A 16,136-nucleotide genomic window follows, 5' to 3' on the forward strand; every position below is an offset into this window, starting at 1 on the left:
TAATAAGCCTTTTAATTTTGAGCTAAGTAAGCAGCAGCACCAAGTAAACCAGGCTGCTCTTCAGTTACTATATATACAGGTATGTTTTTATTTAATGCTTCAAAACGCCCTTTGGCATCAAAACGCTTTCGAAAACTACTATTTAAAACATATTCAATAAAACGCGGTACAACACCGCCAGCAATATAAACACCTGATGTAGTGTTTAAATTAAGTGCCAAGTTTCCTGCAAAACTACCAATAGCTTCACAGAACATATCTAAACTAGCTTTACAGACTGGACAGCTATTCGCTAGTGCTTTTTCGGTAACTTGAGCTGGTTCTAATGCTTTTTCTGCCACATCAGATTTAGCTGCAAGTGCTCGATAGATATTTGCGATACCTTGACCAGATAACAAACGTTCAGCTGATACATGGCCTAATTCATTCGCAAGGAATTTTAAAACATAAGCTTCTTCATCATTATTTGGCGCAAAATCGACGTGACCGCCTTCACCTGGTAATGGTATCCACTTGTCATTCGCATTAATAACATGCGCAACACCTAAACCAGTGCCAGCACCACAAACAGCAATAGGTTGCTTTGTCTGTGCTTCACCGCCGCCCACTTTTATCTTTTGTTCATCTGATAAAAACGGAACAGATAAAGCAATTGCGGTAAAATCATTAATAACAAATAACTTAGATAAACCTAAAGACGCTTTAGTTTCTTTTATTGAAAAAGACCAATCATGATTAGTCATTGAAACTATATCTGAGTTTATCGGGCAAGCAATAGCAAGACAAACTTGGTCAACCTTATCTAAACCGACCTCAGACATATATGCTCTGAGTGTTGCTTCCGGAGAAGCATAATCAGTTACTTTATATTTTTTAATCTGATCAATAGAATTTACACCATTCGTTTGAGCAATTCTCATATTGGTGCCGCCTATATCAGCAACAAGCGATATCATTAACTAACTCCGTCTAAAGTAAATAAGCTACAAGCGCCCTCTTCTGCACCTGATAAATTAGATCTTAAAGCGCCAAAGAACTCACGACCCATGCCAATTCTTTCTTGATCAACTAACCCAGGCATTGCATTTTCTCTAGTTGCTAACTCTTTTTCATCAACTAAAAGTTCAACTTTACCATTAATTGAATCAACTAAAATTAAGTCACCCTCTTTCACTTTGGCCAGCAAACCACCATCGATCGCTTCTGGTGTCATATGTATTGCAGCAGGTACTTTACCAGAAGCACCTGACATACGACCATCGGTAACTAATGCAACATTCTGGCCTCTGTCTTGTAAAATTGCTAATGGCGGCGTCAATTTGTGTAGCTCTGGCATTCCGATGGCTTTTGGCCCTTGGAATCTAACAACTGCAACAAAATCACCTTCTAGCTCTTTATTTTGGAATGCTTTTTCTAAATCATGCTGACTTTCAAACACTTTGGCAGGCGCAGTAAAGCTAACATCACCTTTTGGTAAAGATGAAGTTTTCATGACGCTTCTACCTAAATTGCCCTGCAATACTTGTAAACCACCGTTTGGTTTAAAAGGTAGTTTTGCAGTCGCTATAATTGTTTTGTCTTTAGATTTAGTAACGCTTTCTGACCAAACGAGTTCACCATCATCTAGTGAAGGTGTTTTGGTATACTTATCTAAGCCTTGTCCACAAATAGTATGCACATCATTATGCAGTAAATCTGCAGATAATAATTCGCGGAAAAGTACAGCCATACCGCCAGCATCATGGAATTGATTAATATCTGCACTACCGTTAGGGTAAATACGAGTTAATAAAGGCGTACCATTAGATAAGTCAGCAAAATCAGTCCAATTCACGATAATGCCAGCAGAACGAGCCATAGCAACTAAATGCATAGTGTGGTTAGTTGAACCACCAGTCGCTAGTAATGACACTATGCCATTAACAACTGCTTTCTCGTCAACGATTTTAGCAATCGGTGTGTATTCTGTACCTAAATCTGTAATTCGAGTAACTTGTTTCGCAGCCGCTTTAGTTAAAGCCGTTCTCAACACTGAATCCGTTTCTACAAAAGACGAACCAGGTAGATGTAAACCCATCATTTCAACAACTAGCTGATTACTATTTGCTGTGCCATAGAAAGTACAAGTACCTGGAGAGTGATAAGATGCTGATTCTGACTCTAGTAACGCTTCACGTCCAACTTTACCTTCAGCGTGGAGCATACGGACACGAGTTTTTTCTGAATTTGAAATACCTGTTGGCATTGGGCCTGCTGGTACAAAAACAAAAGGTAAGTGGCCGAATGCTAACGCAGACATGACTAATCCAGGTACAATTTTGTCACATATACCTAGCATTAAAGCGCCATCAAACATATTGTGTGATAAACCAACACATGAGCTTAGTGCGATAACATCGCGACTTAGCAAACTCAAATCCATGCCTGGCTGGCCTTGTGTAACACCGTCACACATAGCGGGAACGCCGCCTGCAACCTGCGCCACACTGCCTGTTTCAGCAATGGCATCTTTTAATATTTGTGGATAGTACTCATATGGTTGATGAGCAGAAAGCATATCATTATATGAAGTAATGATACCTATATTAGATTTATTGAATTGCTTTAAGATATTTTTATCATTTTTGGCACAGGCTGCGTAGCCATGTGCCAAATTGCCGCAAGATAAAACTTCTCGATGTGGACCTTTTACTCGCGCAGCTTCAACTTTTTTTAAGTAAGCTTTGCGAGATTCTTTGCTTCGTTCAACGATTCGTTCAGTTACTTCCTGCAATATGGAATTCATACAGAGATAATCTCCTGGCTGTTATGGTGCCCAGATGATATCTACCGGAGTTGAATCTTGTTTCAAAATTGCCCTGATAGGCATTTCTAGTACATCGTCACCAGCTAGAGCTTTGTCGATAATCACTTTCTTACTGTCGCCTACTGAGTGAACAAAAATTTGTTCACTATTTAGTAGTGATTTTAAAGTTAACGACATTCTCTCATGTGGTGCTGTTGTAGGCTGAACAGCAATACATACTTCATTCGATTCTAAACCCTGAACAATTTGTTCAGAACAAGGAAACAATGAGGCTGTATGCCCATCTTCACCCATACCCAAAATCAATGCATCTATTGGGAAAGACAAAGCTTTCAAATTTTCAGCTACGCTTGGTTCAGCACCAAATGCGCTAGTTTCTTTAGTTTTCAACTCAACAAAGGTAGCATCCGCGGCTTTGTTTTGTAATAAGTTATTTAATACTAAAGCAGTATTACTTGCTTCGTGAGATTTATCAACCCAACGTTCGTCAGCTAAAGTAATACTTACTTTGCTCCAATCAATATCTGCTTGAGATAATTGTTTGAAAAAAGGTAATGGAGTGCGTCCACCAGAAACAACTAAACTTGCTTTACCCTTTGCATCAATCGCATTCGCCAATATCTTGGCGATGCGATCAGCAAATTGTAAATTTAATTCGTCTGTATTTTTAAATTCTACAAATTGCATTTTATTATCCCTAATCCCACTCACGGCCATCTTTAGCCATTAAAAATGCAGACGCTTCTGGTCCCCATGTACCTGCTGGGTAAGGCTTAGGCTTATCAAATGTTTCATCCCAAGCTTTAAAAATTCCATCTACCCATTTCCATGCACCCTCAACTTCATCACGGCGTACAAACAATGATTGATTACCTAATAAAGCTTCGAGCAATAATCTTTCGTATGCATCGGCAATACGTGCTTCTTTAAATGTTTCAGAGAAACTTAAATCCAATTTAGTTTCTTGCAATGTCATATGGTCATCTAATCCAGGTACCTTGTTAAGTACTTGAACTTCAACACCTTCACGAGGTTGCATTCTGATTGTTAATACATTTGCTGGTAATGTCGCATAACTATCTTTAAATATATTATGAGGCATGTTTTTGAAATGAATAACAATTTCAGTTAATTTTTCTGGCATACGTTTACCAGTTCGTAAATAGAACGGAACGCCTGACCAACGCCAGTTATCAATATCAACACGGATACCAACAAAAGTTTCTGTATTACTTTGTGTATTTGCGCCTTCTTCTTCTAGATAACCTGGTACTGGCTTACCTTTAATTGCGCCTGCTGCATATTGACCACGAACAGTTTTTTCTTTCACGTTATGTTTAGTGATAGGACGTAAACACTTAAGTACACGTACTTTTTCGTCACGAACATCACTAGCATTTAAGCTAATTGGAGGATTCATCGCAATTAGACTCAAAATTTGTAATAAATGGTTTTGTACCATATCACGCATTTGACCCGCATCGTCAAAGTAACCCCAACGGCCTTCAATACCAACTTCTTCACCTACTGTAATTTGCACATGATCAATACAGTTATGATCCCAGTTAGATGCAAATAATGAGTTAGCAAAACGTAAAGCTAATAAATTTAAAGTTGTTTCTTTACCTAAATAATGATCGATTCGGTAAGTTTGTTCTTCAGCGAAATACTTAGCGACTTGATCATTAATTACTTTAGATGATGCTAAATCGTGTCCGATTGGTTTTTCTAATACAACACGAGTTTCATCATTAATTAAGCCAGCGCTATTTAAGCCTTCACATATCGCCCCAAAAATAGAAGGAGGCGTAGAGAAATAGTTAACTGTTACGCGCTTAACTTGGTCTACTAAATCTTTTATTTTTGAGTATTCCTCTGGATTACTCATATCTACTTTAGCGTAGTTTAATTTTGCAGAGAATCTATCCCAAGTATCTTGATCTATCTCTTCTTTCATAAATGTAGAAAGTGCATCATGCACTAAAGCTACATATTCTTCTTGAGTAACTTCATGACGAGCTACACCAATAATTTGAGTATTTGCATCTAATAAATTTGCTTTTTCCAATTGATATAATGATGGTAAAAGCTTACGGCGTGCCAAATCACCTTTGGTGCCAAATAATACAAGATCACATGGTTTGTTTGCTTGCGAGACCATGATTGCTCCCCGATAGTCTTAAAATAAGTATTTAGCCAATACGCAATTGCGCAATTTAAGCGGGGTATTGAACACTAAATTTGGTAATTTTACAACCAATAGATAATATCAATAAGATTAAATGCAAAAAATAACCAAGTTTTCGACATATTCAACCAATTTATATTCCATATTGCAAGCTGAAATGTAGTGAAATTACATAATTAAACAACAAAAAGTAAATTTTGTAGTTAAATTACCAATAAACTTAGTGCATAATAACCACTCCAATGTAAATAAAATGTAACTGGTAAACTTTTTATGAACATCCTAGAAAAAATTGCTCAAGGTCAACCTGAGTTCAGTAAATCTGAGAAAAAAGTCGCAGAGGTTATTTTAGCTGCGCCGCAAAGTGCAATGCATAGTAGTATAGCTACGTTAGCAAAAGCAGCAGATGTCAGTGAGCCTACTGTTAATCGATTTTGTCGTAGGATGGAAACAAAAGGTTTTCCTGATTTTAAATTACATCTTGCTCAATGTTTAGCAAATGGAACACCCTACGTAAACCGACATGTTGAAGAAGAAGACGGTCCAGATGCCTACACTTCGAAAATTTTTGATTCAACTATGGCAGCATTAGATGTTGCGCGGAAACATTTAGATATAAATACAATTAACAAAGCCGTTGATATTTTAACTCAAGCTAAAAAAATATCCTTTTTTGGTTTAGGCGCGTCAGCATCAGTTGCTCAAGACGCTCAAAATAAATTTTTCAGGTTTAATGTGCCTGTTATTCACTTTGATGACGTATTAATGCAACGTATGAGCTGTATAAATAGCTGCGAAGGTGAAGTGGTTGTATTTATTTCACACACGGGCAGAACCAAAAGTCATGTTGAAAGTGCTGAGTTAGCAAGAAATAATGATGCTACTGTTATTGGCATAACAGATTCAGCAAGTCCTTTGGCAAGAGAGTGCAATCTCGTGTTATCATTAGAAGTTACTGAAGATACAGATATGTATATGCCTATGTCTTCTCGTATTGCCCAACTTGTTTTAGTGGATATATTAGCAACAGGCTTTACGTTAAGACGAGGTAGTAAGTTTAGAGAAAATTTAAAACGTGTTAAAGACGGCCTTAAAGAATCACGATTTAGTAAAGGAATGCGTGATCACTAATAGACTTTATTTATCATATTTATTTTACATGTTGAGCTAACATTGGTTCAATATTAAGAATTAAAAAATCGCTATAATTATCGCACACCGGGAGCCCAGCGAATGTTTAGAAGAACGAAAATTGTTACAACTTTAGGTCCAGCATCAGATAGAGACGGTAATTTAGAAAAAATTATTGCCGCAGGTGCAAATGTAGTTCGAATGAACTTCTCACATGGATCAGCAGAAGATCATATAGAAAGAGCAAACCAAGTACGTGAAATTGCAAAAAAATTAGGCGTTTACGTTGGTATTTTAGGTGACTTACAAGGTCCTAAAATTCGTGTTTCTACTTTTAAGGACGGTCCTATTCAATTAGCTGTTGGTGATAAATTCATCCTAGATGCAGCAATGGGTCCAAAAGAAGGCCACCAAGATGCGGTAGGTTTAGATTATAAAGATCTAGTTGATGATGTTGTTCATGGTGACACTTTATTGTTAGATGATGGTCGTGTTCAATTAACTGTTGAAAGTGTTGAAGGTACTAAAATTCTAACTACTGTTTTAATTGGCGGTAAATTATCTGACAAAAAAGGTATCAATAAGTTAGGTGGCGGCTTATCTGCACCAGCGTTAACAGATAAAGATAAAGAAGATATCAAATTAGCAGCTAAAATTGGCGTTGATTTCTTAGCTGTTTCTTTCCCACAATCGGGTGCTGATTTACGTTATGCTAAAGAATTAGCATTAGAAGCAGGCTTAGATGCACAAATTGTTGCTAAAGTAGAGCGTGCTGAAACAGTTGAAACTGACGAAGCGATTGATGACATCATCACTAACTGTGACGTTGTTATGGTTGCTCGTGGTGACCTAGGTGTTGAAATTGGTGATGCTGCTTTAGTAAGTAAACAGAAAAAATTAATTTCACGTTCACGTCAATTAAACCGTGCGGTTATCACTGCAACTCAAATGATGGAATCAATGATCGATAACCCTATGCCAACTCGTGCAGAAGTTATGGACGTTGCAAACGCGGTTTTAGATGGTACTGATGCTGTAATGCTTTCAGGCGAAACAGCTGCTGGTAAATACCCAGTAGAAACAGTTAAGTCTATGGCTGGCGTATGTGTTGGTGCTGAAAAACACCCAAGTGTTTTAGCTTCTAAACATAGACTTAGTGAAGAGTTTGACTCAATTACAGAAACAGTAGCTTTATCTGCTATGTATGCTGCAAACCACACTCCAAATGTTAAAGCATTAATCTGCTTAACTGAGTCAGGTAGCATTGCACGTTTAGTTTCAAGAATTAGTTCAGGTATTCGTATTTTCGCTTTATCTCGTCACGATAAATCGCTAACGACAACTGCATTATACCGTGGTGTACAACCTTTCTATTTTGATTCAACTAAATCAAACCCTGCATCATTAACTAATGATGTATTGGCAGCACTTAAAGATGCCGGTCACTTAAATAAAGATGACTTAGTATTATTAACTCACGGTGATGCTATGGAAACTGTTGGTGCAACTAATACATTAAAATTAGTTAAAGTTTCTTAGTAAAGTAAGATAAGAACACTTAATAAAAAACCGGCTCCCTGCCGGTTTTTTTTATATTTACTTTCTCTTAAGTATACTTACCTTATCTTAAAATTTTGAACCTCTTCTGGACCAGGATATTTGTATCTTTTATCTAACACATCAAAATAAAACTTTCCCTGAACATCTAATTTAGGTTCAATCGGCACTAGCATAAAACCACTCGACATAGGCGTATATGCTTTATCATCTTGAATTTTTCGGCTGGCTATTTCTTCATGAGTATAAACTTCGCCATTCTTAAACGCAGTAACCCACCATTGACCTTGCTTATCTTTAAAAGGCGTGCCATGCCCTAGAAATCGTCCAAGAAACTGACGTTCTCCATAAGGACCATGTAAGTTATCAGCAGTTGCATAATACATGTTATATGTACCATGACGCATTTTATCCGTGCTCCATGCTGTACCAAAAATAACATATTTACCTAAAATATTTGCCATTGTTAAACCTTCATGTCCCATTTTCCTGTTCGAAGGTTCTGCTCTGAATGGTTCGCCCACAAAAGCATCAAGCGATGCTGACATTTCTATCATTTCATAAGCTTTATTCAGCAAATAAACTTTGCCATCTTGATCTTGGAAAAAACTCGGGTCGTGTCTATGGCCAAAACTAGGACCCTCAAACACCTCTTTATATGGGCCTTCCGGTTTATCAGCCAGTAACACATTCGCTCTTTTGACACTCGTCGTATGAGTTAATAACCATTGACCATTAATAAAATGTATCTCAGGTGCCCAAAGCATAGGTTTACGCTTAAGTTGTTCACCCATTTCAGTTAGCTCTTTATGCCAAGATAAATCTTGAAAACGAAAAGGCACACCAACAAGCTGCCAATTTAACAAATCTGAACTTTTCCATAATTCAATGCCCTCAGTTAAATGATTGTTTGGATCGCCTCCTTCAATTAGCTCTAATCTGGTACTGGTAAAATAATACTGTCCATCTGGCGCTAAAAACAAATATGGGTCGCGCAAAAATAGGCCTTCAAAGAATTGAACTGCTCGCTCTCTTTTATTCAGCTGATCAATTTGATACTGAGTAGCAGTAAAATGACTTGGAACTATATTAGGTCCATCAATCTTAGGCGCCATAGTTGCTTGAATAGCTTTTTCTGTTGGTACACCTTGGTGATCATTGATTTGGAAGGTGTTAAGATTATTGCATGCTGCCAATATAAACAGACTTGATAACACACTTGTATACAGTTGAGCTTGTTTCATTTTTTCTCTCATTATTTCTGTCTTTAAATCAATTAAAAGGTAGAAATATAATGAAGGCAAGCAGCTTAACTTAAGTATTCAATTCAGAAAATTTAGAATAATCTCAGAGAAATTCGTTGAATAATAATTTGTAAAATTACTCTGTTAAAATCAATCTACACCAGCTTTAATTCTAACGTTTGTTACCGTTTGAAGTTTAGGTTTTACTTTCCATTTGGGTTTTATTGGTGTTAAAGGTAGCTCTCTTTTCCTAGCAACGATTAAATAGACAGAGCCGAGCCGATTAAAATATTTATAGCTTAAACTAGAAAACCAAGATTGACGCAAAAACTTAGGCTTGTACTTATTAGAACCGCCCGTGAGTGGGCTTAAAATAAAGCGACTATCATCTATTACTTCGCACCCTAATAAATTCAACCAGTCGCCGATACGGTTAACTGAAAAAAACCTTGCATTGTTGAGCAAGTTTTTTTTCATGCCAGGTAAATAGCGACAAATACCGGTTAAGCTAATTGGATTAAAACCCGTGATGAAGATATAACCATCTGGTATGAGTACTCTATGAGCTTCTCTTAGTACCTGATGCGGATCGCTTGTAAAATCTAACGACTGAGCTAATAAAATACCATCTACAGAGTTTTCAGAAAATGGTAGGTGATGTATATCAGCTAACACGCCTAGGTTGTGCCCTTCATTGCCTACATTAACTTGATGTTTAATGGAGCAATTAGTGGTATTAATTGCAGTGCTTAAACGCCCTAATTTTAAAAAATGATAACCAAAAACTTTTGGAAGCCAGGGGTTTAGGTGGCGTTCAATTTGTTTCTGAACAAATAAACCACTAGGCAAGTCAGACCAACAACTAGGTAATTCTAATAATAAATCTTGCAAAGCTGGTTTCATTTAATTGCGTTACCCTATTACTCTATCTTTATCTAGACGCTTTGATTACTATATGCAAAGTTTTAATCAGAAGCAAAGCACTATGTATAAAGTTACACCCATTCCTGCATTTCAGGATAACTATATCTGGAAAATTAGTTTAGGCTCCAAACTAATTTTAGTTGACCCTGGTGATGCTGATGTTGTCTTAAAACAATTAAATTCAGATGACGAAATAGTCGGGATACTAGTGACTCATTATCACAGGGATCATACAGGTGGGATTGCAGCGCTAAAGCAGGAGTTTCCAAATATACAAGTATATGGCCCAAGTAACAGTCCTTACCCAAATATTGATGTTAAACTCAATGATCAATCTCAAATTTATTTTGAAGCATTAAACCTTAGTTTTAATATAATCACTATACCTGGTCATACGCTGGATCACATTGCCTTCTACAATCAAGATTGGATTTTTTGTGGTGATACATTATTTTCCGCAGGCTGTGGTCGGATGTTTGAGGGTAACCCGCAAATGTTTTTAGATAGTATTAAAAAGTTAACCGGCTTGAACCAAGACGCTCAATTATTTTGTACTCACGAATACACTTTAGCCAATATAGAATTTGCATTAACGATAGAAGCTAACAACCAAGATCTTATCGCTTACCAAAAAAAGGTCGTCGATTTAAGAGCACTGAATCTCCCCAGTCTACCTAGCTCAATTCGGCTCGAAAAATTAATTAATCCCTATTTAAGATGTAATTCAGATGCAATTAAGATAAAGCTATCCAAACTCACTAGACTTGAGATAAATAGTGAAGTTGATGCATTTGCCACAATTAGACAGCTTAAAGATGACTTCTAGTCGATAAAAATTGCTTTAACAAGTCTAAAAAAGTACCATTTGATTTAGGTATTAAGTCTGGATAATTTATGTTTTATAGAATCACCCTAATCCTTATCAGTTTAGCAATAACAGGTTGTAAATCTCTTGCACCTTTACAGAATGAAACTGAAAAAACAACAAATTTGGTTGAAGAAAAAGCGGACCATAGCCAGTTTATCGCTGCAGTTGTTACTGCTGATGACCCTACAGACTATTATGACATAGCTAAAGTTACCCCAGATAACCAATCTCATAATCACGAACAGGCCGTTTATGGCGATGTTTGGAAACGAATTCAAGCCCAGCTCACTTTTCCTATTCCTGAGAATAGACGTTTAAAAATCCAAAGAGCTTGGTATGCCAAGCATCCAGACTATTTAAACCGAGTCGCTAAAAGAGCCGAACCATTTTTATATTATATCGTAGAACAAATTGAAAACCGTGGATTGCCCATGGAGCTTGCACTATTACCTATTGTAGAAAGTGCTTTTGATCCTTTTGCTTATTCACCAGGGCGAGCATCTGGCTTATGGCAATTTGTACCTGGCACGGCTGAGCGTTTTGGTTTAAGACAAGATTGGTGGTTTGACGGTAGAAGAGATGTAATTGATTCAACCAAAGCTGCGTTAGATTATTTAGAGAAGTTGCATCAACAATTTGATGGTAACTGGCTACATGCCCTTGCCTCTTATAATTCAGGCGAAGGACGAGTTGCTAGAGCAATTCAAAAAAATTATCGTGCAGGTGAAAATATTGATTTTTGGTCTCTCGAATTACCTAGAGAAACAGACGCTTATGTGCCTAAATTACTTGCACTTGCCGATATAATAAAACGTCCGCACAAATACAATATTAGTATCTACCCTATTACTAACGAACCAGTAATCGCGTCAGTAGAAGCCAAAAGTCAGATTGATTTAGCCTTAGCTGCTAACTTGGCCGAAATGGATGTTAATGCTTTACACAAATTAAACCCAGGTTATAACCGTTGGGCAACCGCACCGGAAGGCCCTCATAGATTTATTTTGCCAATAGATAATGCCAAGTTACTTGAAAGTAAGCTTGCGCAACTCAATCCTGATGAGTTATTAACTTGGGTACGTTATAAAATAAAATCTGGCGATAGTTTAGGTAAAATTGCCAATACTCACAAGACGAGTATAGATGTGATCAAAACGGCGAACAAATTGACAACTAACACAATTAGAATTGGTGACTTTTTGATGATCCCGGCCTCAAGTATCGAAGCAAAAGATTACCAGCTAAGCTTTAACCAAAGAACCTTAGCTAAGCAAAGTAAAATAGAAAATAATTCTGTTACTTATAAGGTTAAAAAAGGCGATACTTTTTGGGATATCAGCCGTGCACATAACACTAGCGTAAAAACCTTAGCAAAATGGAATAACATGGCACCTGGCGATCCAATTTATCCAGGACAAGAGCTAAAAATAAAGCTCAGCGACAATGACATTCAACTAGCTTCGGCACCAACAACTAAAAAAGTAAATTATACGGTACGACGTGGTGACTCTCTGGCTTTGATTGCCCAAAAATTTAAAGTTTCAATCAAAGAAATTGAAACTTGGAACAAAATAACTCGTAAACGGTATTTACAACCTGGGCAAAAACTCAATTTGCATGTCGATATAACCCAAATCTAATCTTAGATTTTAGCCTCTAACCCCATCAAATTAATGCTTGGGGTTAGAAACACAAAACCAGATTTACTCCTCTAGCGAAACAGTACCTTTTCTTTACTAAACCAATAGATACAAGCGGTTAGCATAAGTAAGGCTAAACCTAACTGACTTCCCCATATAACGCTTAGCATCCAAGGATCTGCTTGTCCTTTTAATATCTCTTTAATTGCTAGAGCAACATTGCTAATCGGAATTAAAGCAAGGTGCCAATTCAGTTTTATACCTGGTAACAATGCAATAATGAGAGGTATAAAAATCATTAAACTAAGTGGTGCCATAAAATTTTGAGCTTCTTTAAAATTTTTGGCGTAAATAGAAATTGAAAGTACTAATGCAGCAAAAAACATAACTACAGGTACTAACATAAATAAAGCTAATAACAGATCCAAAACACCCAGGGTACCAATAACCTTTATGACTATTTCAACCGCTAGGCCTTGGGCAAATATGAATCCCCATATAGCTAAACTCAGAATAGCCATTAAAGCTGAAGTGAATGATGCGGTAAAAATCGTTAAAAACTTACCTAAAACTAAAGTAGTACGTGGGACTGGCGTTATCAGTAAAGTTTCTAGTGTACCCCGCTCTTTCTCACCTGCAGCAAGATCAATTGCAGGATAAATTGCACCCATCAAGCATAATGGCAGTAAAATATAACTCACTAAACCACCTAGTTGACTACCTAAACTTTCTTTTTTCTCGGCAACATCTTGTTTTAGTAATTTGATGGGCTTGATAACACCTGGGACTTGATCGCTGGCTAAACCTAAATGGATTAATTTTGACTCTGTTAAGTTTTGGTTCAACTGATTAGTCATATTTTTAACTCGATTGAAAACAGAGTTTATACCATCCGCATTATAAAAATGTAGTTGCCAATCGCTTTGCAAATTGCCATCCATTAATGTTGAATGATTGGTAGGAATTTTCAGTACAAAATCAACTTTATTTTGTCTTATGAGTTCTCGGATCTCTGTGCTGGAAAGGCCTTCTGTTTGTCCTAAATATAACTTAAAGCCAGCTTCTTGCTTTAACAAGTCAAGAATAGGATTATCGTCGGAAGCGCCGACTACAGCATAAGATAGTACTCTAGCTTGTTCTTTTTGAATTGTTTTAACTGAGAAAATCGCCAAGGAGCCAAACAAAGCAGGAAAAATTAATAGCGGCAATAGAATCATAAACACGAGTGTTTTTTTATCACGAACTAATTCAAGTAATTCTTTTTTATATACAGCACTAAGCATTAGCTTCTCCAGATCTAAGATGGGCCAAGTTTAAATTGTCAGCCTGCATAAACGAGAATAATGCTTGGTTAAGGTTAGCCGTATCCGCAACGGATTTCAGTTGCTCTAAACTGCCATCAAATTTTAATTCGCCTTGCTCTACGACTAAAACTTTAGAGCATAACCTTTCAACTTCAGCTAAATCATGTGTTGAAAAAATCACACAAACACCCTGTTGTCTTATATTTTCAATAAACTCTAAAATAATTTCTCTCGCTTTAATATCTAAGCCCGTCGTGGGTTCATCTAAAATAATTAATTTAGGCTGATGTATCATAGCCCTTGCTATAGCAAGTTTTTGCTTCATCCCTGTTGAATAATCGCCAAAGCGTCTCGGTAGAAACGATGACATATTTAAGGCTTCAGACAAAAGTGAAATCCGTTGCTCTGCTTCATTCTTGTTTAGCCCATATAAATTGGCAAAATACATTAAGTTTTCATAGCCAGTTAACTTTTCATATAACCCCGTTGAGCCAGATAAAAAACCAAGCTGCTTACGATAATCAGCTAAGTTTGTCTCAATCAACTTTTGATTAAACTCAATCTCGCCGGAATCAGGCTGTAAAGCAGTCGATAGTAGACGCAACAAACTTGTCTTGCCCGCGCCATTTGCACCTAACACGCCTGTAATTTCACCAACCTCGCAACTAAATGTCATATTTTTTACCGCATAAAAATAACGACCTTTAATCCTTGAATCACTTATATTATTTTGCTTAGCTTGTTTCGCATCTTTTAATGCAAAGCGTTTATTTAATGCGTTTACTTTAAGCATTGAATTTCCATATGGTTTGAGATGATTTTTGTATGCTAAACTGAGGTTTTATTAATATCAAATCAGTTTATGAGTTATTTAATACCAATTTTCAAAAACTTAGTGTTAAGACCTAAGTTTGCTTTTCAACAAATTAGCGAGCATAAAGTTTCAAGTAAATTTCCATTTGTCTTTATTTTTCTTAGCATGTTGCTGTTTTGGTTTACTTATTTAGAGCAGGTTGATTTAACTTGGCTAATAGAACATACGATAAATACTCAATTGAGTAATATGTCAGCTGCGGAGCAAGCTCAATTAAGACAGCAAATGACGCCTGAGTCGATTCGCTATACTTACACTATAACGTCTGCTTTAATGACCATTTTACAAGCTGTTATACTAGCCGGTTATCTCAATATAGTAACCAAACTAGATGAAGAGAATACAGATGGCTTTAGTGACTGGTTTGGCTTTATTTGGTGGGTTCAATTCCCGCTAATCATACAATTCTCACTCACTAGCCTTATTGTTTTATTTTATCCTTCGAACCAAATAGATTTAACCTTACTTCAGTTTAGTTCAATAAATCAGTTAGTTGGGCTAGTGCCGGGAGATAAACTGTATACCCTATTAACAAGTTTCGATTTCTTTAGTTTATGGTCACTGGTTATTCTATTTTATGGTTTGTCCGTGAAAACCAGCTTAAGTACTAAAAGCTTAGTTAATATATGTTTGTTCCCTATCTTAATGCTAATTTTGTTAGGCTTGTTCTTGTAAATTCCAGAGTGGGATCAAATATCAGGGCTTAATACTAATTTGAGTATTAAGCCCGAGAAGTTAGATCTTCTGGCTTCTCGGGCTAGTTAGAATTTAGTGAAATTAATTAAATCGCTATTTTAACTTTCATATTTAGATAATTTATTAAAACGAATCATTTGTCTAAGTTCTTCAACATATTCATGTTTCCGTTCTGAATATTGGATAAGGCCTGCAGCCAAAGCATGTCCCGTCACTTTTTGTTTCTGTTTTATCAAATCAGCTCTGATGCCTCTTAACCCTTGATATGCTGGGTGTCGATTTAAATTCAATAAATATGAACGAACTGACGCAACTGGGCTATCAAATTTTCTAACTTCATGAATAGCGCCTTCATTTCTTTGATTTGGTGCTAACCCACAGCCTTCAGAAAAACACCATTGCCCGTATAAGTTATTTGCCTGCACAGCAAACCTAGATGTTCCCCAAGCTGATTCATTTGCAGCCTGCGCAATTGCTAAAGAAGCTGGTAACTTATTGATTCTACGATTTAAACTAGCAATCGTTTCTTTCGTAACCCCAGCCTCACAGTCAATTTTGTATCTTTGACAAACATTTACTAACCATTGTGTTTGATGTTCTGTAGCACTACCATCTAGTACTAATTCAGCAACCTTTAAACTGGCCTCTCTGATTGTCGCAATACGCTCATTTTCAGATTTAATAATTGGTGCAATGAACTTAAAGAAAGCCTGCTTTCTCTGTTTACCTGCCGGATATTTTTTAAAATCAGGTAAAGGTTTTTCATCCGCAAAATAATTTAGGTTAACCAAATTAATCTTGCCTATTTTTGTTTCTTCCACTGACTCTATCGGTTTCTCTGAGCAAGCAGTTAACCATAATAAGAGCGCCAAAGATGTGATAATTTTTTTATTCATAATGCCTT

General features: G+C 36.7%; 14 protein-coding genes. 5 read left to right on the forward strand and 9 right to left on the reverse strand.

Annotated elements, in window-relative coordinates; genetic code table 11:
- Nucleotides 1-11: 11 nt before the first annotated feature.
- From XM47_RS02735 to zwf, 4 genes are read right to left on the reverse strand one after another with little or no spacing between them, the layout of a single operon-like run.
- Nucleotides 12-956 carry a glucokinase gene (locus XM47_RS02735; RefSeq protein WP_048689333.1) on the reverse strand — a complete coding sequence of 315 codons (945 nt, stop codon included), beginning with the start codon at nt 954-956 and terminating at the stop codon, nt 12-14.
- A complete protein-coding gene (gene edd / locus XM47_RS02740) occupies nt 956-2,785 on the reverse strand; it encodes a phosphogluconate dehydratase (RefSeq protein ID WP_048689335.1) in 1,830 nt (609 codons plus the stop codon). The genes XM47_RS02735 and edd overlap by 1 nt, the downstream gene beginning before the upstream one ends.
- Nucleotides 2,786-2,806: 21 nt before the next feature.
- A complete protein-coding gene (gene pgl, locus XM47_RS02745) occupies nt 2,807-3,493 on the reverse strand; it encodes a 6-phosphogluconolactonase (RefSeq protein ID WP_048689339.1) in 687 nt (228 codons plus the stop codon).
- Between the two features lie 10 nt (nt 3,494-3,503).
- On the reverse strand, nt 3,504-4,967 hold the full coding sequence (gene zwf / locus XM47_RS02750; RefSeq protein ID WP_048689342.1) for a glucose-6-phosphate dehydrogenase: 1,464 nt from the start codon (nt 4,965-4,967) through the stop codon (nt 3,504-3,506).
- A gap of 300 nt (nt 4,968-5,267) precedes the next feature.
- Between zwf and XM47_RS02755 the strand changes: the two genes are divergently transcribed.
- Together XM47_RS02755 and pyk are read left to right on the forward strand one after the other, a co-directional pair.
- A complete protein-coding gene (locus tag XM47_RS02755; protein WP_048689343.1) occupies nt 5,268-6,125 on the forward strand; it encodes a MurR/RpiR family transcriptional regulator in 858 nt (285 codons plus the stop codon).
- Between the two features lie 102 nt (nt 6,126-6,227).
- Entirely contained in the window at nt 6,228-7,664 is a 1,437-nt protein-coding gene (gene pyk / locus XM47_RS02760; protein WP_048689346.1) for a pyruvate kinase, read from the forward strand.
- Nucleotides 7,665-7,741: 77 nt separating this feature from the next.
- Here the strand turns inward: pyk and XM47_RS02765 are convergent, their stop codons facing one another.
- Together XM47_RS02765 and XM47_RS02770 are read right to left on the reverse strand one after the other, a co-directional pair.
- On the reverse strand, nt 7,742-8,926 hold the full coding sequence (locus XM47_RS02765; protein WP_172656493.1) for a family 43 glycosylhydrolase: 1,185 nt from the start codon (nt 8,924-8,926) through the stop codon (nt 7,742-7,744).
- Nucleotides 8,927-9,076: 150 nt separating this feature from the next.
- Nucleotides 9,077-9,829, reverse strand: coding sequence for a class I SAM-dependent methyltransferase (locus XM47_RS02770; RefSeq protein ID WP_048689353.1), 753 nt, complete (start codon nt 9,827-9,829; stop codon nt 9,077-9,079).
- Nucleotides 9,830-9,833: 4 nt separating this feature from the next.
- Between XM47_RS02770 and gloB the strand changes: the two genes are divergently transcribed.
- Entirely contained in the window at nt 9,834-10,676 is an 843-nt protein-coding gene (gene gloB, locus XM47_RS02775) for a hydroxyacylglutathione hydrolase (RefSeq protein WP_245623409.1), read from the forward strand.
- 68 nt (nt 10,677-10,744) lie between these two features.
- The gene (locus XM47_RS02780) at nt 10,745-12,358 is read left to right on the forward strand and encodes a LysM peptidoglycan-binding domain-containing protein (protein ID WP_048689358.1); all 1,614 of its coding nucleotides are present in this window, start codon (nt 10,745-10,747) and stop codon (nt 12,356-12,358) included.
- A 71-nt stretch (nt 12,359-12,429) separates the two neighbouring features.
- Here the strand turns inward: XM47_RS02780 and XM47_RS02785 are convergent, their stop codons facing one another.
- A complete protein-coding gene (locus tag XM47_RS02785; RefSeq protein ID WP_048689359.1) occupies nt 12,430-13,641 on the reverse strand; it encodes an ABC transporter permease in 1,212 nt (403 codons plus the stop codon).
- The gene (locus tag XM47_RS02790) at nt 13,634-14,455 is read right to left on the reverse strand and encodes an ABC transporter ATP-binding protein (RefSeq protein WP_048689362.1); all 822 of its coding nucleotides are present in this window, start codon (nt 14,453-14,455) and stop codon (nt 13,634-13,636) included. Before XM47_RS02790 ends, XM47_RS02785 begins: the two co-directional genes overlap by 8 nt.
- Nucleotides 14,456-14,524: 69 nt before the next feature.
- Here XM47_RS02790 and XM47_RS02795 point away from each other — a divergent pair, with 69 nt between their 5' ends.
- On the forward strand, nt 14,525-15,211 hold the full coding sequence (locus tag XM47_RS02795; RefSeq protein WP_048689364.1) for a YIP1 family protein: 687 nt from the start codon (nt 14,525-14,527) through the stop codon (nt 15,209-15,211).
- Nucleotides 15,212-15,330: 119 nt separating this feature from the next.
- On the opposite strand, the gene XM47_RS02800 is transcribed toward XM47_RS02795, so the two are convergent.
- Entirely contained in the window at nt 15,331-16,128 is a 798-nt protein-coding gene (locus XM47_RS02800) for a glucosaminidase domain-containing protein (RefSeq protein WP_053084501.1), read from the reverse strand.
- Nucleotides 16,129-16,136 lie beyond the last annotated feature (8 nt).

This window comes from Catenovulum maritimum (assembly GCF_001050375.1).
GTDB lineage: Bacteria > Pseudomonadota > Gammaproteobacteria > Enterobacterales > Alteromonadaceae > Catenovulum > Catenovulum maritimum.

What these genes read in the sequence shown, in the direction of transcription:
- edd (WP_048689335.1), bottom strand. Translation starts at nt 2,785, where the DNA reads ATGAATTCCATATTGCAGGAAGTAACTGAACGAATCGTTGAACGAAGC.
- XM47_RS02780 (WP_048689358.1), top strand. Translation starts at nt 10,745, where the DNA reads ATGTTTTATAGAATCACCCTAATCCTTATCAGTTTAGCAATAACAGGT.
- XM47_RS02770 (WP_048689353.1), bottom strand. Translation starts at nt 9,829, where the DNA reads ATGAAACCAGCTTTGCAAGATTTATTATTAGAATTACCTAGTTGTTGG.
- XM47_RS02790 (WP_048689362.1), bottom strand. Translation starts at nt 14,455, where the DNA reads ATGCTTAAAGTAAACGCATTAAATAAACGCTTTGCATTAAAAGATGCG.
- XM47_RS02735 (WP_048689333.1), bottom strand. Translation starts at nt 956, where the DNA reads ATGATATCGCTTGTTGCTGATATAGGCGGCACCAATATGAGAATTGCT.
- XM47_RS02795 (WP_048689364.1), top strand. Translation starts at nt 14,525, where the DNA reads ATGAGTTATTTAATACCAATTTTCAAAAACTTAGTGTTAAGACCTAAG.
- pyk (WP_048689346.1), top strand. Translation starts at nt 6,228, where the DNA reads ATGTTTAGAAGAACGAAAATTGTTACAACTTTAGGTCCAGCATCAGAT.
- pgl (WP_048689339.1), bottom strand. Translation starts at nt 3,493, where the DNA reads ATGCAATTTGTAGAATTTAAAAATACAGACGAATTAAATTTACAATTT.
- zwf (WP_048689342.1), bottom strand. Translation starts at nt 4,967, where the DNA reads ATGGTCTCGCAAGCAAACAAACCATGTGATCTTGTATTATTTGGCACC.
- XM47_RS02755 (WP_048689343.1), top strand. Translation starts at nt 5,268, where the DNA reads ATGAACATCCTAGAAAAAATTGCTCAAGGTCAACCTGAGTTCAGTAAA.
- XM47_RS02765 (WP_172656493.1), bottom strand. Translation starts at nt 8,926, where the DNA reads ATGAAACAAGCTCAACTGTATACAAGTGTGTTATCAAGTCTGTTTATA.
- XM47_RS02785 (WP_048689359.1), bottom strand. Translation starts at nt 13,641, where the DNA reads ATGCTTAGTGCTGTATATAAAAAAGAATTACTTGAATTAGTTCGTGAT.
- XM47_RS02800 (WP_053084501.1), bottom strand. Translation starts at nt 16,128, where the DNA reads ATGAATAAAAAAATTATCACATCTTTGGCGCTCTTATTATGGTTAACT.